The organism is Idiomarina sp. UBA4520, from assembly GCF_002388365.1.
In the GTDB taxonomy this organism is placed as follows: domain Bacteria; phylum Pseudomonadota; class Gammaproteobacteria; order Enterobacterales; family Alteromonadaceae; genus Idiomarina; species Idiomarina zobellii.
The window spans coordinates 41,631-65,910 of sequence record NZ_DGMK01000022.1; the positions used below are offsets into that span (position 1 = coordinate 41,631).

Annotated in this window: 25 protein-coding genes; 16 read left to right on the forward strand and 9 right to left on the reverse strand. The window is 48.0% G+C overall.

Features of this window, described 5'->3' with window-relative positions; all coding sequences use genetic code 11:
* Positions 1 to 2 precede the first annotated feature (2 nt).
* Positions 3 to 1,532 (forward strand): histidine ammonia-lyase, encoded by a 1,530-nt coding sequence (hutH, locus tag B3850_RS11090; protein WP_286911751.1) that lies wholly within the window; start codon positions 3 to 5, stop codon positions 1,530 to 1,532.
* A gap of 16 nt (positions 1,533 to 1,548) precedes the next feature.
* Here the strand turns inward: hutH and B3850_RS11095 are convergent, their stop codons facing one another.
* Genes B3850_RS11095 through B3850_RS11105 form a run of 3 tightly spaced genes read right to left on the reverse strand, consistent with a single transcriptional unit; the run spans position 1,549 to position 3,804 of the window.
* Positions 1,549 to 2,451, reverse strand: coding sequence for a bifunctional GNAT family N-acetyltransferase/hotdog fold thioesterase (locus B3850_RS11095; RefSeq protein WP_058578521.1), 903 nt, complete (start codon positions 2,449 to 2,451; stop codon positions 1,549 to 1,551).
* Between the two features lie 4 nt (positions 2,452 to 2,455).
* Complete coding sequence (gene dtd / locus B3850_RS11100; RefSeq protein WP_286874624.1) at positions 2,456 to 2,893, reverse strand: D-aminoacyl-tRNA deacylase; 438 nt, start codon at positions 2,891 to 2,893, stop codon at positions 2,456 to 2,458.
* 56 nt (positions 2,894 to 2,949) lie between these two features.
* Positions 2,950 to 3,804 carry a virulence factor BrkB family protein gene (locus B3850_RS11105; protein WP_058578519.1) on the reverse strand — a complete coding sequence of 285 codons (855 nt, stop codon included), beginning with the start codon at positions 3,802 to 3,804 and terminating at the stop codon, positions 2,950 to 2,952.
* Between the two features lie 241 nt (positions 3,805 to 4,045).
* Here B3850_RS11105 and B3850_RS11110 point away from each other — a divergent pair, with 241 nt between their 5' ends.
* Genes B3850_RS11110 through B3850_RS11120 form a run of 3 tightly spaced genes read left to right on the forward strand, consistent with a single transcriptional unit; the run spans position 4,046 to position 5,457 of the window.
* Positions 4,046 to 4,285: a YqaE/Pmp3 family membrane protein gene (locus B3850_RS11110; RefSeq protein WP_286874628.1), complete on the forward strand. Its 240-nt coding sequence runs from the start codon at positions 4,046 to 4,048 to the stop codon at positions 4,283 to 4,285.
* Positions 4,285 to 4,923, forward strand: a complete 639-nt coding sequence (locus B3850_RS11115) for a DUF2959 domain-containing protein (RefSeq protein WP_286874629.1) — start codon at positions 4,285 to 4,287, stop codon at positions 4,921 to 4,923. The genes B3850_RS11110 and B3850_RS11115 overlap by 1 nt, the downstream gene beginning before the upstream one ends.
* Before the next feature lie 15 nt (positions 4,924 to 4,938).
* The gene (locus B3850_RS11120; RefSeq protein WP_053953373.1) at positions 4,939 to 5,457 is read left to right on the forward strand and encodes an NADPH-dependent FMN reductase; all 519 of its coding nucleotides are present in this window, start codon (positions 4,939 to 4,941) and stop codon (positions 5,455 to 5,457) included.
* 95 nt (positions 5,458 to 5,552) lie between these two features.
* On the opposite strand, the gene B3850_RS11125 is transcribed toward B3850_RS11120, so the two are convergent.
* A complete protein-coding gene (locus B3850_RS11125) occupies positions 5,553 to 6,167 on the reverse strand; it encodes a TetR family transcriptional regulator (RefSeq protein WP_273270484.1) in 615 nt (204 codons plus the stop codon).
* A 174-nt stretch (positions 6,168 to 6,341) separates the two neighbouring features.
* Here B3850_RS11125 and B3850_RS11130 point away from each other — a divergent pair, with 174 nt between their 5' ends.
* Complete coding sequence (locus B3850_RS11130) at positions 6,342 to 6,620, forward strand: DUF3081 domain-containing protein (protein ID WP_053953371.1); 279 nt, start codon at positions 6,342 to 6,344, stop codon at positions 6,618 to 6,620.
* Positions 6,617 to 7,282, forward strand: a complete 666-nt coding sequence (trhA, locus tag B3850_RS11135) for a PAQR family membrane homeostasis protein TrhA (RefSeq protein ID WP_053953370.1) — start codon at positions 6,617 to 6,619, stop codon at positions 7,280 to 7,282. The genes B3850_RS11130 and trhA overlap by 4 nt, the downstream gene beginning before the upstream one ends.
* A gap of 77 nt (positions 7,283 to 7,359) precedes the next feature.
* On the opposite strand, the gene typA is transcribed toward trhA, so the two are convergent.
* Positions 7,360 to 9,198, reverse strand: a complete 1,839-nt coding sequence (gene typA, locus B3850_RS11140; protein ID WP_053953369.1) for a translational GTPase TypA — start codon at positions 9,196 to 9,198, stop codon at positions 7,360 to 7,362.
* Positions 9,199 to 9,536: 338 nt separating this feature from the next.
* On the opposite strand from typA, the gene glnA reads away from it, so the two are divergent.
* The 6 genes from glnA (at position 9,537) to B3850_RS11170 (ending at position 16,629) form a co-directional block, all read left to right on the forward strand.
* Complete coding sequence (gene glnA / locus B3850_RS11145) at positions 9,537 to 10,946, forward strand: glutamate--ammonia ligase (protein ID WP_053953368.1); 1,410 nt, start codon at positions 9,537 to 9,539, stop codon at positions 10,944 to 10,946.
* 71 nt (positions 10,947 to 11,017) lie between these two features.
* The gene (glnL, locus tag B3850_RS11150; protein WP_286871794.1) at positions 11,018 to 12,076 is read left to right on the forward strand and encodes a nitrogen regulation protein NR(II); all 1,059 of its coding nucleotides are present in this window, start codon (positions 11,018 to 11,020) and stop codon (positions 12,074 to 12,076) included.
* A complete protein-coding gene (gene ntrC / locus B3850_RS11155) occupies positions 12,069 to 13,487 on the forward strand; it encodes a nitrogen regulation protein NR(I) (protein WP_286871792.1) in 1,419 nt (472 codons plus the stop codon). Before glnL ends, ntrC begins: the two co-directional genes overlap by 8 nt.
* A 75-nt stretch (positions 13,488 to 13,562) precedes the next feature.
* Positions 13,563 to 14,243, forward strand: a complete 681-nt coding sequence (locus tag B3850_RS11160; protein WP_286871789.1) for a response regulator transcription factor — start codon at positions 13,563 to 13,565, stop codon at positions 14,241 to 14,243.
* A complete protein-coding gene (locus B3850_RS11165; protein WP_286871786.1) occupies positions 14,240 to 15,589 on the forward strand; it encodes a sensor histidine kinase in 1,350 nt (449 codons plus the stop codon). Before B3850_RS11160 ends, B3850_RS11165 begins: the two co-directional genes overlap by 4 nt.
* 14 nt (positions 15,590 to 15,603) lie before the next feature.
* Entirely contained in the window at positions 15,604 to 16,629 is a 1,026-nt protein-coding gene (locus B3850_RS11170) for an alpha/beta hydrolase (protein ID WP_286871784.1), read from the forward strand.
* Here B3850_RS11170 and B3850_RS11175 read toward each other — a convergent pair.
* Entirely contained in the window at positions 16,571 to 17,485 is a 915-nt protein-coding gene (locus tag B3850_RS11175) for a cation diffusion facilitator family transporter (RefSeq protein WP_286871782.1), read from the reverse strand. The two genes, B3850_RS11170 and B3850_RS11175, sit on opposite strands and share 59 nt — an antisense overlap.
* A gap of 70 nt (positions 17,486 to 17,555) precedes the next feature.
* Between B3850_RS11175 and trmL the strand changes: the two genes are divergently transcribed.
* A complete protein-coding gene (gene trmL, locus B3850_RS11180; protein WP_286871779.1) occupies positions 17,556 to 18,020 on the forward strand; it encodes a tRNA (uridine(34)/cytosine(34)/5-carboxymethylaminomethyluridine(34)-2'-O)-methyltransferase TrmL in 465 nt (154 codons plus the stop codon).
* On the opposite strand, the gene B3850_RS11185 is transcribed toward trmL, so the two are convergent.
* Positions 17,998 to 19,311: an ABC transporter substrate-binding protein gene (locus B3850_RS11185; protein ID WP_286871777.1), complete on the reverse strand. Its 1,314-nt coding sequence runs from the start codon at positions 19,309 to 19,311 to the stop codon at positions 17,998 to 18,000. The two genes, trmL and B3850_RS11185, sit on opposite strands and share 23 nt — an antisense overlap.
* Before the next feature lie 148 nt (positions 19,312 to 19,459).
* Here B3850_RS11185 and B3850_RS11190 point away from each other — a divergent pair, with 148 nt between their 5' ends.
* Complete coding sequence (locus B3850_RS11190) at positions 19,460 to 21,121, forward strand: cyanophycinase (protein ID WP_286871774.1); 1,662 nt, start codon at positions 19,460 to 19,462, stop codon at positions 21,119 to 21,121.
* On the opposite strand, the gene pyrE is transcribed toward B3850_RS11190, so the two are convergent.
* Positions 21,118 to 21,762 carry an orotate phosphoribosyltransferase gene (gene pyrE, locus B3850_RS11195; protein WP_100691288.1) on the reverse strand — a complete coding sequence of 215 codons (645 nt, stop codon included), beginning with the start codon at positions 21,760 to 21,762 and terminating at the stop codon, positions 21,118 to 21,120. The genes B3850_RS11190 and pyrE overlap by 4 nt on opposite strands.
* 28 nt (positions 21,763 to 21,790) lie before the next feature.
* On the reverse strand, positions 21,791 to 22,504 hold the full coding sequence (rph, locus tag B3850_RS11200) for a ribonuclease PH (protein ID WP_053953357.1): 714 nt from the start codon (positions 22,502 to 22,504) through the stop codon (positions 21,791 to 21,793).
* 136 nt (positions 22,505 to 22,640) lie between these two features.
* On the opposite strand from rph, the gene smrA reads away from it, so the two are divergent.
* Positions 22,641 to 23,228 (forward strand): DNA endonuclease SmrA, encoded by a 588-nt coding sequence (smrA, locus tag B3850_RS11205; protein WP_286871769.1) that lies wholly within the window; start codon positions 22,641 to 22,643, stop codon positions 23,226 to 23,228.
* Between the two features lie 9 nt (positions 23,229 to 23,237).
* On the forward strand, positions 23,238 to 24,101 hold the full coding sequence (locus tag B3850_RS11210) for a YicC/YloC family endoribonuclease (RefSeq protein WP_126753027.1): 864 nt from the start codon (positions 23,238 to 23,240) through the stop codon (positions 24,099 to 24,101).
* Positions 24,102 to 24,280 lie beyond the last annotated feature (179 nt).

Sequence of the window (24,280 nt, forward strand, 5' to 3'; positions counted from 1 at the left end):
GCATGAGTCATTTTGAATTACAGCCAGGAAAGCTGCAGCTAAGCGATTTGCGCAGCTGGTTTTACGAGCATCAGACGCTGAAGCTGTCTGATGAAGCAAACGACAATATTGCTACTTCCGCAAAAACTGTTGCTGATGTGCTTGACCAGGGACGCGTAGTTTACGGTATTAACACGGGCTTTGGCTTGCTTGCGAATACTCGCATTCCACCTGAGCGTTTGACTGATCTTCAGCGCCGCATTGTGTTGTCGCACGCCGCCGGCACCGGCGATTTAATGGAAGACGCCGTTGTACGTTTAATGCTGCTGTTAAAAGTAAATTCCCTGTCTCGCGGTTTTTCCGGCGTACGCCCGGTTGTCATTGATGCGCTCATTAAGTTGTTGAATGCAGAAGTGTATCCCTGCGTGCCTGAAAAGGGCTCAGTGGGTGCTTCAGGCGATTTGGCGCCATTGGCACACATGGTATTACCGCTGTTGGGCGAAGGAACGGTTCGTTATAAAGGCGAAGTATATGAGTCAAAAGAGGGCATTAAGTATGCCGGACTTGAGCCGCTGGAATTAGCTCCGAAAGAAGGTTTAGCTTTATTGAACGGCACCCAGGCATCGACCGCATTGGCCTTGGCGGGTCTGTTCCGTATCGAACGCAACTATCACGCAGCCATTTTGGTGGGCGCCACATCGGTAGAAGCCGCTATGGGCTCCCGTGCGCCATTCGATGAGCGTGTTCATGCTGTGCGTGGTCAGCCCGGCCAAATTAAAGCCGCCGAAATGTTCCGCCATGTGCTGACAGAAACGTCGGAAATTGCCAAAGATCACGAAGACTGCGAAAAAGTGCAGGACCCTTATTCATTGCGCTGCCAACCTCAGGTTATGGGCGCAGTTCTTGATCAAATGGAGCATGCTTCAGCGATTTTAGAGCGTGAAGCCAATGGGGTCACCGACAACCCGCTGGTATTCAGTGAAGAGCAGGATATTATTTCCGGTGGTAACTTCCATGCGGAACCCGTCGCTATGGCTGCCGATATTCTGGCTATCGCAGCCAGTGAAATTGGGGCTTTGTCAGAGCGTCGCAGTGCGCTACTTATTGATAGTAACCTAAGCAAGCTGCCAGCATTTTTGGTCAATGATGGCGGTGTGAACTCGGGCTTTATGCTGGCGCAGGTGACCGCAGCCGCATTGGCTTCTGAGAACAAAACCTTGGCGCACCCGGCTTCTGTCGACAGTATGCCAACCTCTGCTAACCAGGAAGATCACGTTTCGATGGCGACATTTGCAGCTCGTCGTTTGACCGATATTGCTAAAAATGTCAGTGACATTATTGCTATTGAGTGGCTTGAAGCGGCACAAGGTCTCGACTTCCGTCGTCCGTTGAAAGCTTCGGCAGCGGTTGAAACCGCCTTTAACTGCTTGCGTGAACAGGTGGCTTACTACGACCAGGATCGCTATTTTGCCCCGGACATTAAGGCAGCCAGTGACTTAATTCAGAAGGGTGAGTTAGCGGCAGTAGTGAAACTACCGCATATTTTGTCTTAAGCTTTGGTTCTAAGCGTTAGTCGCGCTTAGCCAATACAACGAAGCGGCCGGTAAATTCAGCGACCGGTCGCTCGTCATCCAAAATTTGCGCCTTCATCATTAAACGCGCATTTTTCCCTTCTTTAAGCGCCGAGAAGTCTCCCGTGACATCGCTTAACCGGGCGACAGCCCGTGGCTCCTGTGTGACCGGCTTATGATAATGGATATTGCCGTCACCCAACACAACTGAGCCTTCCAATTCTCGCTCGAGTAGCTGCAAGTGCAATAAGCCCCAACAGGTTAAAGTGCCCAGTGAATAGATGCTGCCGGCAAACATGGTGCCATGCACATTGATGTTACGTGATAACTGCGCGCGGGTTTCAAAAACACGGCCGGTATACTGATGAATTTTAATACCCATGGCGTCCGAGATAGGAATGTCTTCCTGCCAGGTCTTTTGCAGCTCTGCACACCAGTCCGGACGGTAAATTATACGGTTGTAGTCGTTAAATGACTTGCGTAACTGGTGTTCAGCCATGGGGTTATTGACCGTATCCGCTTCTTCAACAACGCCGTAGCCACACTTTTTATAAAAGCCGATGGTGTTGTCGCGCGAGTTAATAACAACGTGGGTGGCGCCCTCTTGGCGTGCGGCTATTTCTAACGCGTAAATAATGGCAACGCCATGCCCTTCTCCCCGATATTCAGGTGCAACCGCCATAAAGCGTATTTGTGCTTCTTCCGGGCTGTTAAAGTGCAGTCGACCGACAGCGACGGCTTCGTCCGCTTCATTCACTACCATGCGATGGTGGCCAACTTGATCGTATTCGTCCTGCTCAGAGCCTAATGGGCGCTGAAAAGGCTCCCGCAATACCCGCCAGCGTAAGTAATAATAACGTTCAAGTTCGGTGTCGGTTTGTGGTGTTATAACGCGATACATGGCATTACACTCTTAACTCAAAAGTAACGGGGCCGTCATTGACCAATTCAACCTGCATATCGGCAGCGAACTGACCGGTTTCAACAGGTAAGCGCTGTTTTTTCATGGCGTCGCAGAACCTTAAGTATAGTGCTTTCGCCTGGTCAGGCGTTGCTGCCGACGAAAAACTTGGACGGCGGCCTTTGCGTGTATCTGCTGCCAGTGTGAACTGTGACACCACCAACACAGAGCCTGACTCATCAATAACGCTATTATTCATCTTGCCTTCGCTGTCTGTGAAGACGCGGTAATTGGCAATGCGTTGAGCCAACTTGTCAGCGGCTGCTTCGTCGTCTGCGTGCTCAACACCCAGTAATATGAGCAGCCCTTTATCAATGGCGCCGACTATCTGATCGTCGACTGTAACTTTCGCTCGTGATACGCGCTGAATCAGTCCTATCATGTTAACCCGAGTCTGTTAAAACGAGCCTGTTATGGTCTTTTAAAAAGGGCCTAAGGTCAATCGGAAGTCGGCTCTTCCGGCAGCTGTTGATATTCTTCCAGGCTGACGGTTAACACTGCGCCGGTCAGTACAATCATCCAGGACAGGTAAACCCAAATAATGAGAATGGGTACCGTTGCAAGCGCACCGTAAATAGCCTGATAGGTCGGAAATGAGGTGATATACAACGAAAAAAGCTGTTTGCTGAGCTCGAATAAAATCGCTGCAATGGCGGCCCCAAATGCAGCGTAACGCAGTTTAACCTGACGGTTTGGTACCAGTTGATACATTAACGTGAAAAATATGAAAGAGGTGGCTATCGGCACCATCCATAACGTGAAACTGCGTGCACCAGAAATATATTCATCAGCGAACTGACTTAATGAAATAAGGTAAGACGTTGCTGCGAGGCCGGAGCCAATCAGTAATGGTCCCAGAGTTAATAGCATCCAGTATACTGCGAAAGAGACCAGCCAGTGGCGTTTATTCACGTCGCGCCAAATGTTGTTTAACGCCTTGTCTATAGCTGACATGAGCGTGATGGCGACAATAAACAAAAAGCCGACACCAACGGCTGTCATTTTTGAGGCGTTAGCAACAAACTCATTAATGTATTCCTGCAGTTGCTCGCCGGAGGTGGGTAACAAATTCGCGAACAACGCCTGTTCCAAGTTACCTTTTAGCTCTTCAAAGACCGGAAATGCAGAGAAAATGGTAAACATAACGACAAGCAGCGGTACCAGGGACAGCAGACTCACATAGGTTAAGTGCCCGGCAGTCACATTAATACTGTCGCTGTTAAACCGGCGTCCGAAATAAGTTAAAAACCGCCAGGTTTCGCTAACGTAATGTTTCCAGTCTATTTGCTTCATGCGATTGAGCCGCTTACCTGTCCGTTGCGTAGTCATTAAAGACTATCATGATTGAGGATACGCGAAATGGCAATGGTGATATTGGGCGCTGGCGGTGTGATAGCACAGAGCTGCCTTATTAGCGTGGCTATAATTGATCTGATAAGAGAGTTGTTTGGTAGAAGACGATAAGACTTTATTTGCTTTTACGCTGAGAATGTCGGTTAATTGGTAATAAGGCCTTTCAGTGTAAGGAGTTTTTATGCTTTATATTTTAGCGATTTTATTTCCGCCGCTGGCGATTTTGTTCACGGGGAAAATTTTCCAGGCTATTTTTAACCTCATTATTGCCGTGGTTGGCGTTGTGTTGTTCGTTGTCTCGATCGGTGCCTTAGGTATCGTTTATTTAATTGCGATTATTCATGCCATTATCGCAGTGCACGACTATCGACAACGTAAGCGAGATGAGCGACTGATTAATTCGGTACGAGGAAAAGACTAATGAAACAGTGGATTGTTCCGGCAGTTGCTGTGGTAGCACTGACTGCCTGTCAAAGTGCTTACTACGGCACCATGGAAAAGTTTGGCGTTGAGAAACGCGACATTTTAGTCGACCGTGTTGACGATGCCCGCGACTCGCAAACTGAAGCTCAGCAAGAGTTCCGCTCGGCTTTTGAACGCTTGGACGAAATGCTGAACATTGAAGGCGGTGAACTGGAAGAAACCTACAACGCACTCAATGACGACTACGAGGACAGCAAAGCAGCCGCTGAAGATGTGAGAAATCGCATCGACGCGGTCGATGACGTAGCTCAGGACTTATTTGACGAATGGAGTGAAGAGCTCGGCGAGTACAGTAATGACAATATGCGCCGCCAAAGTGAACGCCAACTTCGTGAAACAGAACGTCGTTATGCGGAGCTCCTGCGAGTTATGGAACGGGCTGCCGACAAAATGCAGCCAGTACTGGATAAAATGCAAGATAACGTGCTTTACCTGAAGCACAATCTAAACGCGAAAGCGATAGATGCCATTAGAGGTGAATTTAACAGCCTGCAAAATGACATTTCATCGCTCATTGCTGACATGGAAGCCTCAATCGAGGAATCGAATCGCTTTATTGAGTCAATGCAGCAGTAATAATTAGGAGACAGTATGACGGTATTATTTATCGGGGGCAGCCGCCGCAAAGAATCACTGAATGCAAAGCTTAAGCATCGATTAGTCGAGGTGGCTGAAAAGCATGGTATACAGCATAAGCTGCTCGACGCCGATGCGCTGGATGCACCGATTTACCATGGGGACTTGGAAGAAGCAGAAGGTGTACCAGAGTCGATGCAGGCGTTGGCGAAAGCCATTGATGCCGCAGACAAAGTGGTGTTAGTGAGCCCGGAATATAATTCGTCGGTATCTCCGTTAATTAAAAATGCGATTGACTGGGTGTCTCGCGTTGATATTGGCGCCTGGGGCAATAAAACCGTTCTGCTGGCGGCCGCGTCACCTGGTGGCCTAGGTGGTTTGAGAGCGGTCAGTCATTTGCGTGACATACTGGCGAACGTGGGGGCGTGGACGGCACCTATGTGTGCAAGCTGTCCTAAAGCGAATGACAGCGCTATCGCCTCAATGGACGAAGAGTTTCTGGTTAATTTCTTGCGCCAGGGAGACAGCCGTTAGTGATTGACTGGCAATTGGTTCAGGAACTAGGCCCATACTATTTGGGCTTTGGCTGGCGCCGGCGACGCGGCGACAGCAATGAACCTTAGTGGTGTTTAACGCGGCAATCCTTTGACATAAGTGTCTATAGCGGTATTGCCGTACTCAACCAACGGGAAGAAGTCGGGCGCCAGTAACCAGTTATAAATGAGCCCATCAACTAAAGAAAACAAACCAATAACTGCCGTTCTTGCATTGACAGACTGAGCGATTTCGCCAGCGTCTATAGCTTTTTGGAAAAGACCTTCAACATCATTAATACACTCATTCCGGCCGCTGACGTGGCGAAGTTTTATAGGGTTAACCTCGTCGATATATTCGCACTTGTGCAGCAGTATACTGGCAAGCGATTGTACCTGTGGCTCGTTTTGAACCCTTGCCAAAAACTCTTTAGAGCGGGCTTTTATTTCTTCAAGAATCTCAAACTCACTGGTTTCTGAAATTTGCTCACGCATTTCGTCGATAGGCAACTTAACGCGCCCCATCAACGACTCAATGAGATCCATTTTATTTTCAAAATGATGGTAAATCGCACCACGAGTGACGCCTGCTTTCTCTGCCACTTGCATCATAGACGTCTGGGTAACCCCCTTTTCACTGAACAAAGCTTCTGCAGCGTCCAGTAACTTGGAGCGAGTTTCCATGGCGTCTTCTTTTGTGCGTCTAACCATTGTGAACTCCAATTACTTAACATTCGTTCATTATTATAACGGATTCTATTTAATCATGCACATGTGTATGTAAAAGATTAGGCAACTAAATTCAAACATTTGTTCCAAATTGGTTGTCGAAATGGTTTTAGACCCCAATAATGAAGTTATACATTTAACGAAAAGAGGTGCGGCATGAAAAATGAGCTAGACACAAAACTGATGCTTGATGCTTACGAGAAAATTCAGACTCATGGTGAAGCTCGCCAGGGACGCCATTATTTAGATGGCATTGAAGCTTATACCGACCACGACGGCTATACGGTGTTTTTAGAAGGCTACGGTGTGACGCTGACGCTGCAGTTTCATAGCTCTTATCATCTGAATTACGAAAATCAGTCGCAGGTTGATAAGTTTATTAGAGCGGTTAAGAATATAGCCGAAGGTTACGAAACGCCAGGGTATGAACGATGACTGAACAAAAAGCCTATACGGCGATGGAGGAAGTCGCTCATGCATTGACGCATGGCATGGGTGCAGTATTAAGCATTGCGGCTTTGGTTGTCATGATACTTTGGTCCGTCGCGTATGGTGATGCTTGGCACGTGGTAGCAGCCAGCATTTACGGGGCTAGTCTTATTTTGCTTTACACGGCTTCGACGCTTTATCACGCGTTTCCATGGCCGAATATTAAGGCCGTTTTTCAGCAGCTTGATCATGCGGCTATTTATATTCTCATTGCCGGCACCTATACACCCTTTGCACTGATAAACTTACGCGGCGCCTGGGGCTGGACGTTATTGGGCATAGTCTGGGGCATAGCAATAGTCGGGGTTGTGTTGGAGCTCGCTATGACCAAACGCATTAAATGGCTGTCGCTGAGCTTATATTTAGGTTTGGGCTGGATGGCGCTTATTGCGATAAAACCCATGATAGATAATGTCGATTTCGGTGGCTTGATGTTATTGGTAGCAGGAGGGCTGGCTTATACTTTCGGCGTTATTTTTTATGTCTGGAAGTCACTGCCTTATCATCATGCTATTTGGCATTTGTTTGTCTTAGCAGGCAGTATTTTTCACTTCTTTTCTATTTTCTATTTTGTTTTGCCGCGACCAGAAATGATGGCAGCCAGTTAGGCTTAGGTAAACAAAGCGTTAAATACAAAAAGCCCCGCATTCGAAGCGGGGCTGTTTCTTATTTGCTAAACGTCTATTTAGCCTTTTGACTCGCGGCCAAGGCGTTTACGCTCGTTCTCTGTTAAAGCACGCTTACGAATACGGATAGATTCAGGCGTAACCTCAACCAGTTCGTCGTCGTTGATAAACTCAAGCGCTTGCTCCAGTGTGTACTTAATTGGCGGGCTCAGTGTTTGAGCGTCGTCTGTACCTGAAGCACGAACGTTGGTCAGCTGCTTACCTTTAAGGCAGTTAACAGTTAAGTCGTTCGAACGGTTATGAATACCAATAACCTGGCCTTCATAAACTTCGTCGCCGTGTGCTGCGAATAATTTACCGCGCTCTTGCAGGTTAAACAGTGCGTAAGTCAGTGCTTTACCCTGGGCGTTCGAAATGAGTACGCCGTTTACGCGTTGGCCAATAGTGCCGCCTTTGTGCGGGCCGTAATGGTCAAACGTGTGGTACATCAAGCCTGTGCCTGACGTTAATGTCATGAACTCAGTCTGGAAGCCAATTAAGCCACGGCTTGGTACTTCGAAGTCGACACGAACACGGCCTTTACCGTCAGGTGTCATGTTTGTCATCTCGGCTTTACGTAAGCCAAGTTTTTCCATGACTGCACCTTGGTGCTGCTCTTCAATATCAACCGTCAAAGACTCATACGGTTCCATTTTCTTACCGTCTTCTTCTTTGATGATAACTTCCGGGCGAGATACAGCCAGTTCGAAGCCTTCGCGGCGCATGTTCTCGATTAATACACCTAAGTGCAATTCACCACGGCCTGATACGCGGAATTTATCCGGGTTGTCCGTTTCTTCAACGCGAAGCGCAACGTTGTGAACCAGCTCTTGCTGTAAGCGTTCAAGAATTTGACGTGAAGTAACGAACTTACCTTCTTTACCCGCGAACGGAGAGGTGTTGACCTGGAACGTCATGGTAACCGTTGGTTCGTCAACGCTTAGAGGTTTCATTGCTTCAGCTGCGCCAACCGCACAAACGGTATCTGAAATTTTCAGTTCACCCAAACCGGTTATGGCACAAATGTCGCCTGCATGCGCTGATTCAGCGTCAATGCGGTCAAGGCCCAGGTAGTTAAATACTTTACCAATTTTACCGCTACGCTCTTTACCGTCAGCACCAACAATGGTCACGGGTTGGTTGACTTTCACGCTACCGCGAGTCACACGACCAATACCGATAACGCCAAGGTAGCTTGAGTAATCCAGCTGCGAAATTTGCATCTGTAAGTCAGCGTCAGGGTCTGCGTCCGGGTGGCTAACTTCATTGACGATAGTTTCGAACAACGGTGTCATGTTGTCGCCAACCGTTTCTTCTTCACGAGTCGCCCAACCGTTTAGAGCTGATGCGTAAACCACAGGGAAGTCTAACTGCTCATCAGTAGCGCCTAAGTTATCGAACAAGTCGAATACTTGGTCCATGACCCAGTCAGGGCGAGCGCCGGGACGGTCGATTTTGTTGATGACAAGAATTGGGTTCAAACCGTGCTCGAACGCTTTCTGTGTAACGAAACGAGTTTGCGGCATAGGACCGTCAACAGCGTCGACCACCAGCAATACGGAGTCAGCCATTGATAATACACGTTCTACTTCACCGCCAAAGTCAGCGTGTCCAGGAGTGTCCAGAATGTTGATGCGGTAGTCTTGCCAGTTAACGGCTGTATTTTTTGCCAAAATGGTAATGCCGCGTTCTTTTTCCAGATCGTTAGAGTCCATGATGCGCTCTTCGAGCTCACCACGACTTTCTAAGGTGCCAGATTGTTGAAGTAGTTTGTCGACCAGTGTGGTTTTACCATGGTCTACGTGCGCAATAATCGCAATGTTGCGAAGCTTATTGATATCAAATGCCTGAGTTGTCATTAAGAAAGCCTGTGTTTGTCGGTAGTGAGTGTAAACCCAACCCTTCCGACGGGGGTTTATGAAAAATAGCGGCGTATTCTACCTTCTTAGACTCTATTAAAAAAGACCTGATTGTTTTTTGTTCGCTATTTTTACTGAATAATCGGACAATAGTTTCGAGACTTACTGTGATCGTTTGCACCGTCATGGTGCGTAATGGGCTATAGTGGTGCGAATTTGTTGGTGCGAAATAAATGATTTTAAGCAACCTTTTGATTTATAAAGGAAAGTAAATTGGCATAAGCTTTGCTATACTGTGCCTGTTACTTTTAAAAAGACGCTGTCTACTGGAGGACAACATGTCAGCTGATAAGATTTTCGATACCATTAAAGAAAACGACGTAAAATTCGTCGACCTACGCTTTACCGATACTAAGGGTAAAGAACAACACGTCACTATCCCGGTGTCGCAAATCGATGACGACTTCTTTGAAGAAGGCAAAATGTTTGACGGCTCGTCAATTGCGGGCTGGAAAGGTATTAATGAATCAGACATGGTGCTGATGCCGGACAACGAGTCGGCAGTATTAGACCCGTTCACTGATGAAATGACCCTGAACATTCGCTGCGACATTTTAGAGCCTGAAACACTACAAGGTTACAGCCGTGACCCACGCTCTATCGCCAAACGTGCGGAAGAGTTCTTGCGCAGCTCAGGCATTGCCGATGAAGCTTATTTCGGTCCAGAACCAGAATTCTTCCTGTTCAACGATGTTCGTTTCCGTACCGATATGAGTGGTTCGTTCTACAAAATTGATGCCGATGAAGCTGAATGGAACTCGGGTCGTGAATATTCTGAAGGCAACATGGCGCACCGCCCTGGTGTTAAAGGCGGTTACTTCCCGGTACCACCGGTTGACTCAGCTCACGACATTCGTGGCACCATGAGTTTGGTTATGGAAGACATGGGCTTAGTGGTTGAGGCGCACCACCATGAGGTGGCGACAGCCGGTCAGAACGAGGTAGCGACCCGTTTCAACACCTTAACGACTAAAGCCGACGAGCTTCAGGTGTATAAATACGTTGTTCATAACGTCGCGCACTCTTATGGCATGACAGCAACCTTTATGCCTAAGCCATTAGTTGGTGATAACGGCTCTGGTATGCACGTACACATGTCACTGAACAAAGGCGGTGAAAACCTATTTGCCGGTGACCAGTACGCTGGTTTGAGTGAAACCGCGCTGTATTACATTGGCGGTATTGTTAAGCATGCTCGCGCGATTAACGCCTTCGCAAACGCATCAACGAACTCATATAAACGTTTGGTTCCTGGTTTTGAAGCGCCGGTTATGCTGGCTTACTCAGCGCGTAACCGTTCAGCGTCCATTCGTATTCCGTTGGTGTCTAGCGCTAAAGCCCGTCGTATTGAGGTACGCTTCCCTGATCCAAGCGCGAACCCTTACCTATGTTTCACTGCGCTGCTTATGGCTGGTCTTGACGGTATTCGTAACAAGATTCACCCGGGTGATGCAATGGATAAGGACTTATATAACTTGCCACCGGAAGAGGCAAAGGATATTCCGACCGTTTGTCATTCGTTAGAAATGGCGCTGGAAGCACTGGATAAAGACCGTGACTTCCTGAAGCAAGGTGGTGTCATGGACGATGACATGATCGATGCGTACATTGGTCTGAAGTACAACGAAGTTGAAACACTGAAGAAGACAACACACCCTGTTGAATTCGACATGTACTACAGTGTTTAACAACCTTTAGAGGGCGGTTTATACCGCCCTTTTTATTTGCACCAATATGGTGCATAAGCTAATCTTCCCTTGTGAACATTAACTCATTAATTAATCAGCTGCTGACCGGGATACTCGCTTTAGACGAGAGCCTCACTATTCGTTACGTTAATTCGGCAGCGGAGTCCCTATTTGATCATAGTGCGAAGCGTCTGCTTGGAGAGCCTTTCTCGACGGCTTTTTTTCAGTGCTCGTTAGCCAGTGAAACCATTGCCAATTGCTTTCATTATGAGCAAAGAGTGCTCAATACGGATGCGGAATTCGCTTTGCATTCAGGGCATCGAATTACCGTCGATGTGTGCATTCAGACCATTCAGGATGACGGTCAAACACTGTTGTTGATGGAGCTTCGCAAGGCGGACCAACTGCGCCGCATTAATCAGGAAGACCAACAGCGGAACCAATTGTTTGCTACCCAGCATTTATTGCGTGGTATGGCGCATGAAATAAAAAACCCATTAGGCGGACTACGCGGTGCGGCACAGCTGCTGGCGCGTGAGCTGAACGACGATTATTTAAAAGAATACACGGACTTAATTATCAGTCAGTCTGACCGTTTGCGTTTTTTGGTCGACCGTCTGTTAGGCCCTATGAAACCCGGCAAGCGAGAACGGGTCAATGTGCATGAAATAACGGAGCGCGTGGCGAAGACTTTATCTTATGAATACGGCGATGCACTGAGCATTGTTCGCGACTACGACCCGTCATTGCCGGACATTATGATTGTCGAAGAAAGCTGTGAGCAGGTGTTTTTAAACATTGCACAAAATGCAGCCCAAGCGATGAACGGCAAAGGGAAGCTCATTGTAAGAACCCGAGTTGAGCATCAGTTAACGCTTTTCGGAGAGCGTTACCGACAATGCGCTGTGGTTCACTTTATCGATAATGGTCCTGGCATTTCTGACGAGCTTCGTAACACTCTGTTTTATCCGTTAGTCAGCGGTAGAGCAGAGGGTACGGGGCTGGGACTGTCTCTGGCGCAAACCATTGTGCACCAGCATAAAGGCAAAATTGAGGTCAGCTCTGAACCGGGACGTACTCAATTTTCTGTCTATTTACCTTATGTGAGTGAGGGCTCAGGAAATGACTGACGCAAGTTTATGGATAATTGACGACGATGAGTCCATTCGCTGGGTATTGGAAAAGGCCTTCGCAAACAGTCGTTATCGAGTGCGCACTTTTTCTGACAGCGCTACATTTTTCAGCGAACTTGAACAGAGTCAGCCGAGTGTGGTGATGACGGACATCCGCATGCCCGGTGACGATGGACTGGCGGTGTTAAAAAGGCTGCAAGAAAACTACCCGGGTATGCCGGTAGTCGTTATGACCGCTCACTCTGACTTAGATACGACAGTCAAAGCCTTTCAGGGCGGTGCGTTTGAGTATTTGCCTAAGCCGTTTGATATTGATGAAGCGCTGACAACGGTAGACCGCGCACTACGGCATGCGGCTGAAAATAAACAAGGTTCGCAGCAAGCTAGAACCGCAAAAGTACCTGAGATTATTGGTGAAGCGCCTGCTATGCAGGACGTATTTCGTGCCATTGGGCGATTGTCGTCATCCAGCGTGAGTGTGCTGTTAACGGGAGAAACAGGGACGGGTAAAGAGCTTGTTGCGCGAGCATTACATAAGCACAGTCCACGAACTGAGAAACCTTTCATTGCGTTAAATATGGCTGCTATTCCGGGGGAGCTCATCGAATCGGAGCTGTTTGGGCATGAACGCGGTGCATTTACCGGCGCTGATAAAAAACGCATGGGACGTTTTGAACAAGCCAATGGTGGCACGCTTTTTTTGGATGAAATAGGTGATATGCCGCTGTCAGTGCAAACTCGTTTACTGCGCGTACTTGCTGAAGGACAATTTTATCCGGTGGGGGCACATCAACCCGTAGAGGTCGATGTTAGGGTCATTGCAGCAACACACCGATCATTGGAAGCGCTGGTTGCTAAAGGTCAGTTCCGGGACGATTTGTATCATCGATTAAATGTCATTCGGCTTAAACTACCGCCATTGCGTGAACGGAAAAATGATATCCCTAAACTGATCGAGCATTTTTTAGAAAGTGCTGCAAATGAACTTCATGTGACGGCGAAGAAGCTGTCTAAAGAAGCAATGGCAGCACTAAAGAATTACCGCTGGCCGGGCAACGTTCGTCAGCTGGAAAATACGTGTCGTTGGTTAACTGTTATGGCTCCCGGTCAACGCGTGGGCGTGGATGACTTGCCGGACGATATTGTGAATAACGGCGATATTAAGCCTGAGTCAACAACGGAAACGAACAGTGAAACTTTGAGCAGTTGGCTGAGTCTATTAAGCGATGAGCTGGCTGCAATCCCCGATGATAATACTGACGTACTGACTCAGTACCAGCGGCGACTTGAACAAGCCGCTTTACAACATGCATTAGCTCGCTTTGACGGCCATAAGCAAAAAGCCGCTCGCTGGCTTGGTTGGGGGCGTAATACACTCACCCGAAAAAGAAAAAATCTGCTAAAGTAAAAGTTATGTAAATTGGGTCGTATATTGAGCGGTCATTTTGGATCATGGATTTATTTCTGGAGAGAACAACAAGTTATGAGACATTCAGTACTACTCATTGATGATGATAGCGAAATGTCCGTCATGCTGACGGAGTTGTTTAAGCGTGAATCTGTTGATCTGACCACGGCGGAAGACGGCGTGACCGGTCTCGACGAAGCCCTTAATGGCGACTACGAACTTATATTGCTTGACGTTATGCTGCCGGGTATTGACGGTATGCAGTTGCTGCAACGTCTGCGTCAGCAGCATCGTGATACAGCCGTACTTATGTTAACGGCGCGTGGCGATGACGAAGATCGTGTTATGGGCCTTGAACTAGGTGCCGATGACTACCTGCCTAAACCCTTTAATCCGCGTGAACTGGTTGCCCGGGTAAAAGCATTGCTGCGCCGTACGCCAAATACCACAATGCAAAGCGAGAAGTTGTCCGTTTGTGGTATTAACTTGGACCCCGCAACGACAGAAGTTGACTGTGACGGTTCTGAATTAGTATTGACACCTACTGAGTTCGATATTTTGCGTTGCTTAATGCAGCAGGCTGGGCACATGGTCAGTAAAGATCAGTTGTCGGTCGCTGCGTTAGGGCGAAAAATGGAGCCGTTTGATCGCAGTCTTGATGTTCATATCAGTAATATCCGCAAAAAATTACCGACCAAACCTGATCGTATTCAAACCATTCGTGGTCGTGGGTATCGCTTACTTGCGAGTCTATGAAAACACAACGCACGCGGTGGTATCGGTCATTAACCTTAAGGTTGCTGCTGGTTTTCTGGGCGCTGCTATCGGTGACTGCCGCCAGCGGCTACCTGCTTGCGATATGGAACAAACCTAAGGCGGAGCTCTCTCCGCTTAAACCTGAAATATATCAAACCCTGCAACCTTTGCTCAGTGATGCTCTCACTTTTCACTCTCTTCAGCCAGGCAGACTCATTGCTGGCGACTACCGCGTGGCTGCTCAACTATCCAATACCGGCAGTGAAAAGCTTTTAATGGATGAATTATTGCGCATTAAACACGGCTCAACGTTACTGCGTATGCTTGGGCAGGAGCAGCCGCAACAAATTCCTTTGGATGAACGGCTGTTAATGGGACCTTTCGAGCTTAATGGCAATAAAATATTGGTCACGCGGCCGTTAGGTCCTGAGGAATACGTCGATAAAGAGCAACTTGAGCAAGAGTCGATGCAGGCGCGGGCACTGACCGTAATTATCGGCAGTGGTGTACTTGCTATTTTGTTAGGTATTTGGCTTATTCGCCCTATTCGCCGAATGATATTAGGTATGCGAGAAGTGGCAAAAGGCAGTGCAAAGCCCGACTTGAAGCGACTGCCAAAGCGGGGTGATGAAGTGGGTGAGCTGGCGCGAGCCTTGTCGCAAACCGCGTTGGACTTAGCCAAGTCGCGAGATGCTCAACGACGACTATTAAGTGATGTATCTCACGAATTGCGCTCTCCTATGGCGCGTATGCAAGTAGCGTTGGATTTAACCGAAACCGATGCGCATGAGGATGATCCGAACTGGCAGCAACTGCGCCGGGACACCGAACGTTTAAGCGTTATCATCGAGCGTATTTTGTCGCTTTCCCGCCTGGAAAATGGACTCATCGAGTTGAACAAGGAAGCGTTGGACAGTGGCGAATTGGTCCAGCAGCTTATTAACGATATGTGCTATCAAAAACCAGAGGTAGAAGAGCGCTTAGTGAAGCTCGGAGATGCCTGGCCAGAGATTGAAACTGATGCAGAGCTTTTCCGTCTGGTGCTTGAAAATATTGTGAGAAACGCTTTACATTACACTGAAAATACCGTGGAACTGTCTTGCGAAGTAGGTCGCGACAATATGTGTGTGATAATACGCGACCATGGCCCGGGTGTGGAAGAGTCGACACTTGTTAAGCTATTTGAGCCGTTTTACCGTGGAGACCCTGCCCGTCACCATAAAGCGGGCGTTGGCTTAGGTCTTGCTCTCAGCCAAAGAACAGCGGTAGTTCTCGGTGGCAGCCTCACCGCTAAAAACCATCCTGAAGGTGGACTGGAAGTCGTGCTAGAATTGCCAAAAAGGTAATTTGAGCAGCACGAATGTCGCTAAACGACTCTCTTAAACAAAAGCCTTCCGATGACTCGCCGAATTGGCGGGCCTTTTTTGATGACACTATTGTGCCTTTTTGGGACACAAAGGTTGAGTCGAAGTATTTTAAAGGTGACGACGGCTTAACGTTGCACTATGCCTCTTATAAACACACCCCAGAAGCGCCGCTGGTTGTTATTAGCCCGGGTCGCATTGAGTCTGCGTTAAAGTATCAGGAATTATTCTGGGAGCTGGCACAGTGCGGATACTCAGTCACTGCTATCGACCACCGAGGACAGGGGTTGTCGGACCGTTTGACAGACAACCCACATCAGGGGCACGTTGACAGTTTTGATGATTTTGTCCGTGATTTTGCACGATTTAACGATGAAATTGAGAAAGAGTTTGGCAATGTGCCAAAAACCCTGTTCTCTCACTCGATGGGGGGCACCATAGCTACGCTTTATTGCGCTAACTATAAGCATAGTTATCGGTCGCTCATTTTGTCAGCTCCTATGTTCTCTATTGATACAGGCGGTGTGCCGTACAGCTTAGCGAAGTTTGTCGTGAGTGTCGGGGCGCATCTGAACCGCTGGTTTGCGAGACCCTGGTATTTTCTGGGCATGAAGAATTATCAGCGTATTGCGTTTGAGGATAACGTTTTGACGCAAAGCCCGGCACGATACGATGCTTTTCGCGATGGGTATGAGGCTCAGCCTAGCGTGCAGCTTGGAGGCCCAACTTTTAATTGGTTGTATGAAGCGATAAAAGCTTCGGAGGCTGCGCAGGATGTCGTCAATAAAATAAACATACCGGTGACGCTATTTCGCGCCGGCGCCGACAAAGTTGTCTCGAAAACAGGGCAATTAGCGGTGGCATCAAAAGCGACAGCAGGTCACTTCACTTTCAGGACGATAGAAGGGGCGTATCACGAATTGATGATGGAAAAAGACTGTTACCGAACGCCCGTCTTGAATGCTATCGTTGAGCAGACCCTTCCACTATTGCAACAATCTCAGGGTCCATGTGCACAATAATATCGGCTCCCGGGAAGGCTTTCATCAGTTCAGCTTCAACGTCATCCGCAATGGCGTGGGCGCGCAGTAGCGATAAACTGTTATCGAGCTCAATGTGAAGCTGAATAAAGCGAACTGGACCCGCCTCACGAGTCCTTAAGCCGTGGAACCCCTTAACCCCGTCAACCGACATGGTTGCTTCGGCAATTTGTTTTTGGTGTTCCTCAGACAGCTCTCTGTCCATTAATGACTGGAACGCATCCCAACCAATTTTTATTGCACCAATTATAAGGTATACCGCAATGCCAATGGCGAATACGCTGTCTGCCCAAAACCATCCCATACTGGTTAGCATAAGAGCGACAATGACGGCCACATTCAGCAGAATGTCAGACTGGTAGTGCAAGTTGTCGGCTTGAATTGCCTGTGACTGCGTTTGTCGTATAGCAATGCGTTGAATAGTGATAAGAACCGCTGTAATAAGTATGGCGATAATAGAAACAATGATGCCGTAACCGGCTTTCGGAACACTGCCGCCCTGAATGAGTTGCTGCACACTGTGAAACACTAGCAACATGCTGGAACCGGCAATAAAGGCGCTTTGTGCAAGAGCGGCTAATGACTCGGCTTTACCGTGACCAAAGCGATGCTCTTCGTCAGCCGGCTGGAGCGCATAGCGAATGGCAAAAAAGCTGAAAATAGAAGCGCCACTGTCGAGAATAGAGTCTGTGAGTGAGGCCAGCATACTGGCAGACTCAGTTTGTAGCCAGGCAAATAGTTTTATAGCAATAAGGGTAGCCGCCACAACAACCGATGAAGCACTGGCTAAACGAACCCAAAAAGAGTAATTTTGCTGATAATTTTTCTGCTTTGGCACGGCTTAGGCACACATTAAAAAGAAATATTCTGCTATTCTACCGTTTTTCTAAAAGCGATGAAAATGAGCGATGCTGCATTTAGTTTTATTTGAACCAGAAATTCCGCCTAATACCGGTAACGTCATACGCTTAGCGGCTAACACCGGTATGCAACTTCACTTAATTAAGCCGCTGGGTTTTGAGCTGGATGAGAAAAAAGTGCGTCGTGCCGGCCTGGACTACCACGATCTTGCTAATGTGAACATTCATGAGAATTGGCAGGCGTTTTTGTCCGACGTTGAGTATAACCGTATTTTCGCCTGTACGACGAAAGGCAAGACCCGCTACACCGATGTGCAGTATCAACGCAACGATGTTTTGCTGTTTGGTCCCGAGACTCGCGGTCTGCCAATGTCCGTTCTGGAGACGTTTCCGTCTGAAAATTGGTTGAGATTGCCGATGGCTGACACCAGCCGAAGCTTAAACTTGTCTAACTCTGTGGCTATTTTTGCCTATGAAGCTTGGCGGCAGCTTAATTTTGAGGGGGCTCGCTAACGTTTTCGGCTAAGTAGTTATCGAATGCCAGCCTCAACGAGCGACCGCGTGGGGTATCAGGAAAGGCGACAAACAATGGACTAGGTTTGGCAAGCAACTGTTGCTGATAAGGCTTTTCTGTCCAGTCAGGTAGGTTTTTCTTGTAGTCAACAACGGCATTGACGCGCCCCATATCCAGCAACGCAAAGCAATCGAGAGAGCTGTCTGCGCGGTAGAACGGGCGTTGTGTATCGACGAGATCTTCAATGAATCGTGGGCCTGATACACAAATAGGTCCTTCGTTTTCTTCTTCTAACATGAACAAATACAGACTGTCGTCATAACCGATGTGGTATTTCGACAGCGTTATGTTCTCAATGTTTTGATTGGCGCGCACCCCTAAAAGTGCATCAGCACGGGCCTCTTGAATCATCTGTTTAGCGCGCTGCCAACTGGTTACAACCGGGTGTAGTTGTGTCGCCATTTGTGGGAAAACCTGTTTTGCAAATGCCCAAAGTACACCTGTGCCGTCTGCGTTAGTCAGCCCTTTTTGGACAGGACCCAAAACAACAATTGGCTTAGATGCATCAAGTGGCTGGGCTGGTTTTTCCGCATGCACCCCATAGACCTTTTGCAGTTCTTCGATACGGCCACTTTCTTTTAGTTTTTGTAGTTGGTAAGTCAGCTGTGGAATAAGCCGGGCATGCTCTTCGTTAAGGTAATGAAAACCTTGTTCGATAGAAAGCCGGTGAGTAATAAAGTTTGGGTTGCTGCTCAGTGAAGACCCCTGGTATTGAAAGTCTGCCATAAAGGCTGCATCTACCCGGCTAGCCTCAACCAGTTTTACCACTTGCTCTAAATCTGTTGGGGTTACGACAGATGGCGTTTCAGCGAGGTCGTTAACGACTTTGGTGATGGCGTCCATACCATTGACGTACGCCAGGCTGTCATAGTTGCCGGGGCGACAGAAGCCACAACGACGGCGGTCAGTTACTGCAATTACGTCGAAAGTAAATAACGGGAAAGGTACGCGACGTAATTCACGGCGCTTGTCTTCCAGTGCTGGTGTTCGGCCCAGCTCTCCGGCAATAGTACCTTCAGCGGCCAGTTGCTCGCCACGGACACGAGGCAGCTCAACGTACTCAAGTTGAATACCGAGTTCACGGTACGCTTCTTCGAGCACTGCCGTGACATAATTGGTAAAGGCACTCTCGTCCGGCGCACGAAAGGTGAGCTTTTCCTGGGCCATTAAGACCCCCGAAAATAATGTGGTGAGTAGCGTTAACAACGCTGCCCGGACGATGAGTTTCATAAGTTAAAAATAACCTGAACGCGAACAACAGCGACCTAGTATAACAGCGAATACTAACTATAATAAATGGAGTATTTACGAACGTTTGTTGACACACACAGTCAGAATCTCTAGCGTTCCAGACGTTGTTATCCTATCGGAGTTTTTTATGGTCAAATCGTTGTTGTTTTTAGGTACTGTGTTTTCGTTAGCTTTTAGTACCGCACATGCTAACGAAGATAGCTACCGTCATGTAATGCTGGCGGGCGGTGGTATGTCTGTGTGTTCGAGTATGGCATCGGATAAATGCGATGACGCCGACTGGATAGACAGAGACACCATGCGCACAGACCGTTACCTGAATATTTCTAAGAAATTTCGTTCGAAAGCAACGGCAGAGTCGGTTTGGCCAACTTACCGCGAAGAAACCCGAAAAGAAGTTATTGATGCATTAGCACTGATTCATGATCGTATTAAGGAAGATATTGTCCCGGAGCGTGTGTTCTTAAGAGAGTTTACGCGTCGCGCCACCCAGCAGCTGTATAACAGCTTGTCGGATGCTGAGTGGAATCGCATTATCGATTTACTGGAAATGCCGGTGCCGGACAATATGGCCGAGATGGTGAATTTAGAGGATAACTTGTCTGGCGAATCGCGTGCTATTTACCGTCAGTTTGTGGGTATGGCTGAAACTGTTTCAGATGATGAGCAGCCCACTATTTACTTTTTAACGTCGTCGTCGCGTGACCCTTATGCAGAAATTGACTTTTACACCAGCGTATTTGAGCAACTCGGTGCCAAAGCGAAATGGCTGCCGCTTGACTCTGCGGTTATAAAAGCACGCCGTGAAGGCCGCTGTGAAGAATTAGCAGAGATACAAAAAGAGAGTCAGGGCGCTTACGAGCGCGATCGCATTTACCGTGAGGACTACGAAAAACAAGTCGAGTTTTGTAAAAATCCAGCAGCAACTAAGGACATGTTGGCAGAAGCGGATGCGGTATTTATCAATGATGGCAACGCCAACTTTACGCGTTCGACATTTGTAAAAAGCAACAACCAAATATCGGATGAACTGAAGCAAATTGTCACTTTAGTTCAGCAAAAAGAGCTGGTCATTGGTGGTGTCGGCGCTGGTGCAGCAGTAATGACGTCCAAGCCTATGGTATCTAACGGAACAACTGCCGAAGCCATTAAATCAGGAGCCCTTGCCTCTGATCCACCACTGCATGGTTGTGACTTAGACACGACCTGCCCACCTAATACCGGGCCGGATACACTGACGTATCATCCATTAGGTGGTATGAGTCTGTTCCACTTTGCGACCGTTGACTGGGCAATGTCGGGTAACGGTCGCCACGGTCGTTTGCTAAGGCTGGCCGCTGAAACATCAACGCCACTGTCATTAGGCGTTGATGAAGAAACCTCAATGACCGTGAATTTAGAATCAGGTGCGTTTGAGATTCATGGTGAGCGCGGTGTGTTCTTTGTTGAAAATGCTCAGTCAACCGACAGTGCAGTGGCAGGAACCTTTCATTATCTAGTGGCGGGCGCTTCCGGTGTGATTTCGCCATTTGGTCTGCAAACGACGGAGTTCGCGGAAAGTGATAATGTTGTACAAACAGCACCTACAACGAACTTCCTGAGAGATCGCGGCTTAATCGATTCTATGCGTATTCTGTGCGGTGAGCGCAATCAAGTCAGCTTATTAAATAAGAGTTACCGACTGGTTGCGCAAAAAGGTGAGTCGAGCCGTGTTCAGGCTGCAGGCGGAGAATGCCAGATAGTGAATGGTAGCATCGGCATCGCCTATCAGCCTGAAGAGAAGCTCTAGGCTACGCCAAATTCGCTGCGATAAGCTTCAACTTTTGGCAAATATTCTTTGAACGTGTCGTCATCTTTCAAGAAGGTGATGACATCGTTCAGGCTGACAATGCTAACCACTTTGGCACCAAAGTCGCGTTCAACTTCTTGAATAGCTGAAAGCTCGCCTTTGCCTTTTTCCTGACGATCCAAAGCAATTAATACTCCCGAAAGTTCAGCGCCATTGGCTTGAACAATGTCCATTGCCTCGCGAATAGCTGTGCCAGCGGTAATCACGTCGTCAACCAGCATTACTTTGCCTTCCAGCGCAGAGCCCACCAAGTTGCCGCCTTCACCGTGATCTTTCTTTTCCTTACGGTTAAAGCAATAAGGTGTGTCTTGGTTGTGCTGATCATAAAGCGCAACAGCTGTTGCCGTGGCAATAGGAATGCCCTTATAAGCTGGGCCAAATAAAACGTCAAAGTCGATACCTGAGTCGACCAGAGCCTCTGCGTAAAAGCGGCCTAAGCGAGCCAAGTCGGAACCTTTATTAAAAAGCCCGGCGTTAAAAAAGTAAGGGCTGGTGCGACCCGACTTTAATGTAAATTCGCCAAACTTAAGAACACCACGCTCAATCGCAAATTCAATAAACTCTTTTTGATACGCTTTCATTCGTTAACTTCCTGAACTATTACTGACACTAGGCTAAAGCCTTTTTCTGAATATCGATAAGCTCGCGGATGCTATGGCGCGCCATATCGACCAGACTGTTCATTTCGTCGAAACTGAAGGCTTCGCCTTCTGCAGTGCCCTGAATTTCGATGAATTTACCGGCTTCAGTCATAACAATATTCATGTCGGTGTCGGCTTTTGAGTCTTCAACGTATTCTAAGTCGCTGACCGGGTCGCCATCTAAAATGCCCACCGAAATAGCCGCAACCATTTCTTTGAGTGGGTTCACCTTAACCATGCCTTGCGCGCGCATCCAGTTCAGAGCGTCAACCAACGCAACACAAGCGCCGGTGATAGAGGCAGTGCGTGTACCACCGTCAGCCTGAATAACGTCACAGTCGACCGTAATCGTATTCTCGCCCAACGCCGCTAAGTCGACGCAAGTTCGCAATGAGCGACCAATAAGACGTTGGATTTCCAAGGTGCGTCCACCTTGCTTACCTCGCGATGCTTCACGCTGAGAGCGGGTATGTGTCGCTCGCGGTAACATGCTGTACTCGGCTGTGACCCAACCCTGACCTTTGCCTTTTAAAAAGCGTGGAACGCCTTTCTCAACAGAGGCGTTGCAAAGAACTTTGGTTTCACCAAACTCAATTAATACTGAGCCTTCAGCGTGTTTGGTGAAGTTACGGGTAATGGTTACCGGTCGAATTTGTTGTGCCGTACGGCCACTTGGACGCATGTCATCTCCTTTTTGAGTGAATGTCGCTGTGTAAGAAATTGAACGCAATTGTAGCAGAATTGCACGATTAATGGATCGCGATTCCGTCGACAACGTATTACACTAGACGTAGCAAAATAAATGGACGGGAGGCGGTATGTCGCGTTCAGATGATGAAGAATTTGAGCTGTTTCGTCAGGAAATGACGGATGTAACGCCGTTAGCCGGTGAAGAAGTCGCTGATATTCAGCAGGCTTTTGAGCCAACATTGGCGCAGAAAGAGCGGCGCCGGGCAGCAGAAGCTGAAGAAGAAAAAAATGCTAACTTCTTGTCGACTGAATATGTCGATTTAGTGGAGCCAGATGAAGCCATAGAGTTTCACCGCGACGGGGTGCAAGCCGGTGTGTTTAAGCGCTTGAAGCAAGGCCGTTACACTATGGAAGCGAGCCTGAACTTGCATCATCACTCGTTAGTGGAGGCACGCACTGCACTGTTTAATTTTGTGCAGGACTGTCATGCTGCTGGTGTACGAACGGCTTTGGTGATTCACGGCATGGGTAAGCATTCGAAACCACATCCGGCGCTGATAAAAAGCTATGTGAATAAATGGCTGCGGGAATTGCCGCCGGTACTGGCGTTTCACAGCGCTCAGCGACCGCATGGTGGGCGTGGCGCCGTGTATATTATGATGAAGAAAAACGCCGAACAGAAACAGAAAAATCGCGAAAAGCATGCGAAAAAATAAGGAAATACAATGATTCAAAGTATGACGGGCTACGCTCGCTATGAACATAAAGCCGACTGGGGCACTGCAACATGGGAAGTCCGCTCGGTAAACCAGCGTTATTTAGAAACCTTTTTCCGTTTGCCCGAAAACTTTCGTTCGCTGGAAAACGCACTGCGCGATAAATTTCGGAAAAATCTGCAGCGCGGCAAGGTTGAATGCAAGTTATACGTGCATATGGATGAAACGCGGCAAAGCGAGCTATCTATTAATGAAGAGCTTGCGAAAAGCGTTATTGCCAGTGCTAAGTGGGTGAGTCAGCATTCCGCAGCAGGCCAGTTAAACCCCATTGATGTATTGAAGTGGCCGGGCGTAGTGAACGCCGACGAGCAAGACACCGACGCTCTGCAAAAAGAAGTACTGAAAGCACTTGATGCAACTATCGCTGAGTTCATAGAGAACCGTAAAAGCGAAGGTTCGGCTATTGATAAAATGCTGCAAGAACGTCTGGATGGCGTTAGTAAACAAGTCGCCTTTGTTCGTGAGCGTATGCCAGAAGTGCTCCAGTGGCAACGTGAGCGCTTACTAACCCGCTTTGAAGAAGCTAAAATAGAACTTGACCCGCAACGCGTTGAGCAGGAAATGATTATGCTGGCGCAAAAAGTCGACGTTGCCGAAGAGCTAGACCGACTGGATGCCCACGTAGAAGAAGCCCGAAAAATACTGAAAAAAGGCGGCCCCTGCGGACGTCGCCTAGACTTTATGATGCAAGAGTTCAACCGCGAAGCAAACACCCTGGCCTCTAAGTCTATTAACGCCGATATCACCGCCGCCGCAGTGGAGCTTAAGGTCTTGATAGAGCAGATGCGGGAGCAGATCCAAAATATCGAATAATTTGCTTCACGCTGCCTGATATTTGCCTGATGCTTCCAAAGCCCTTTTAAATAAAGGGCCTTGTTGTATCTGGAGCTTCCTCATTTTTCCGTTACCTAGCAATTTTATGGTGAGTGCGGCGGTGAGTATGAAACAGTTGTGAAAAACCAGAATGGTGAGTACTTTCTTGTAAAGAGTTT

Coding starts and splice junctions, on each gene's coding strand:
- hutH (WP_286911751.1), top strand. CDS start 3: ATGAGTCATTTTGAATTACAGCCAGGAAAGCTGCAGCTAAGCGATTTG.
- B3850_RS11095 (WP_058578521.1), bottom strand. CDS start 2,451: ATGTATCGCGTTATAACACCACAAACCGACACCGAACTTGAACGTTAT.
- dtd (WP_286874624.1), bottom strand. CDS start 2,893: ATGATAGGACTGATTCAGCGCGTATCACGAGCGAAAGTTACAGTCGAC.
- B3850_RS11105 (WP_058578519.1), bottom strand. CDS start 3,804: ATGAAGCAAATAGACTGGAAACATTACGTTAGCGAAACCTGGCGGTTT.
- B3850_RS11110 (WP_286874628.1), top strand. CDS start 4,046: ATGCTTTATATTTTAGCGATTTTATTTCCGCCGCTGGCGATTTTGTTC.
- B3850_RS11115 (WP_286874629.1), top strand. CDS start 4,285: ATGAAACAGTGGATTGTTCCGGCAGTTGCTGTGGTAGCACTGACTGCC.
- B3850_RS11120 (WP_053953373.1), top strand. CDS start 4,939: ATGACGGTATTATTTATCGGGGGCAGCCGCCGCAAAGAATCACTGAAT.
- B3850_RS11125 (WP_273270484.1), bottom strand. CDS start 6,167: ATGGTTAGACGCACAAAAGAAGACGCCATGGAAACTCGCTCCAAGTTA.
- B3850_RS11130 (WP_053953371.1), top strand. CDS start 6,342: ATGAAAAATGAGCTAGACACAAAACTGATGCTTGATGCTTACGAGAAA.
- trhA (WP_053953370.1), top strand. CDS start 6,617: ATGACTGAACAAAAAGCCTATACGGCGATGGAGGAAGTCGCTCATGCA.
- typA (WP_053953369.1), bottom strand. CDS start 9,198: ATGACAACTCAGGCATTTGATATCAATAAGCTTCGCAACATTGCGATT.
- glnA (WP_053953368.1), top strand. CDS start 9,537: ATGTCAGCTGATAAGATTTTCGATACCATTAAAGAAAACGACGTAAAA.
- ntrC (WP_286871792.1), top strand. CDS start 12,069: ATGACTGACGCAAGTTTATGGATAATTGACGACGATGAGTCCATTCGC.
- B3850_RS11160 (WP_286871789.1), top strand. CDS start 13,563: ATGAGACATTCAGTACTACTCATTGATGATGATAGCGAAATGTCCGTC.
- B3850_RS11165 (WP_286871786.1), top strand. CDS start 14,240: ATGAAAACACAACGCACGCGGTGGTATCGGTCATTAACCTTAAGGTTG.
- B3850_RS11170 (WP_286871784.1), top strand. CDS start 15,604: ATGTCGCTAAACGACTCTCTTAAACAAAAGCCTTCCGATGACTCGCCG.
- trmL (WP_286871779.1), top strand. CDS start 17,556: ATGCTGCATTTAGTTTTATTTGAACCAGAAATTCCGCCTAATACCGGT.
- B3850_RS11185 (WP_286871777.1), bottom strand. CDS start 19,311: ATGAAACTCATCGTCCGGGCAGCGTTGTTAACGCTACTCACCACATTA.
- B3850_RS11190 (WP_286871774.1), top strand. CDS start 19,460: ATGGTCAAATCGTTGTTGTTTTTAGGTACTGTGTTTTCGTTAGCTTTT.
- pyrE (WP_100691288.1), bottom strand. CDS start 21,762: ATGAAAGCGTATCAAAAAGAGTTTATTGAATTTGCGATTGAGCGTGGT.
- rph (WP_053953357.1), bottom strand. CDS start 22,504: ATGCGTCCAAGTGGCCGTACGGCACAACAAATTCGACCGGTAACCATT.
- smrA (WP_286871769.1), top strand. CDS start 22,641: ATGTCGCGTTCAGATGATGAAGAATTTGAGCTGTTTCGTCAGGAAATG.
- B3850_RS11210 (WP_126753027.1), top strand. CDS start 23,238: ATGATTCAAAGTATGACGGGCTACGCTCGCTATGAACATAAAGCCGAC.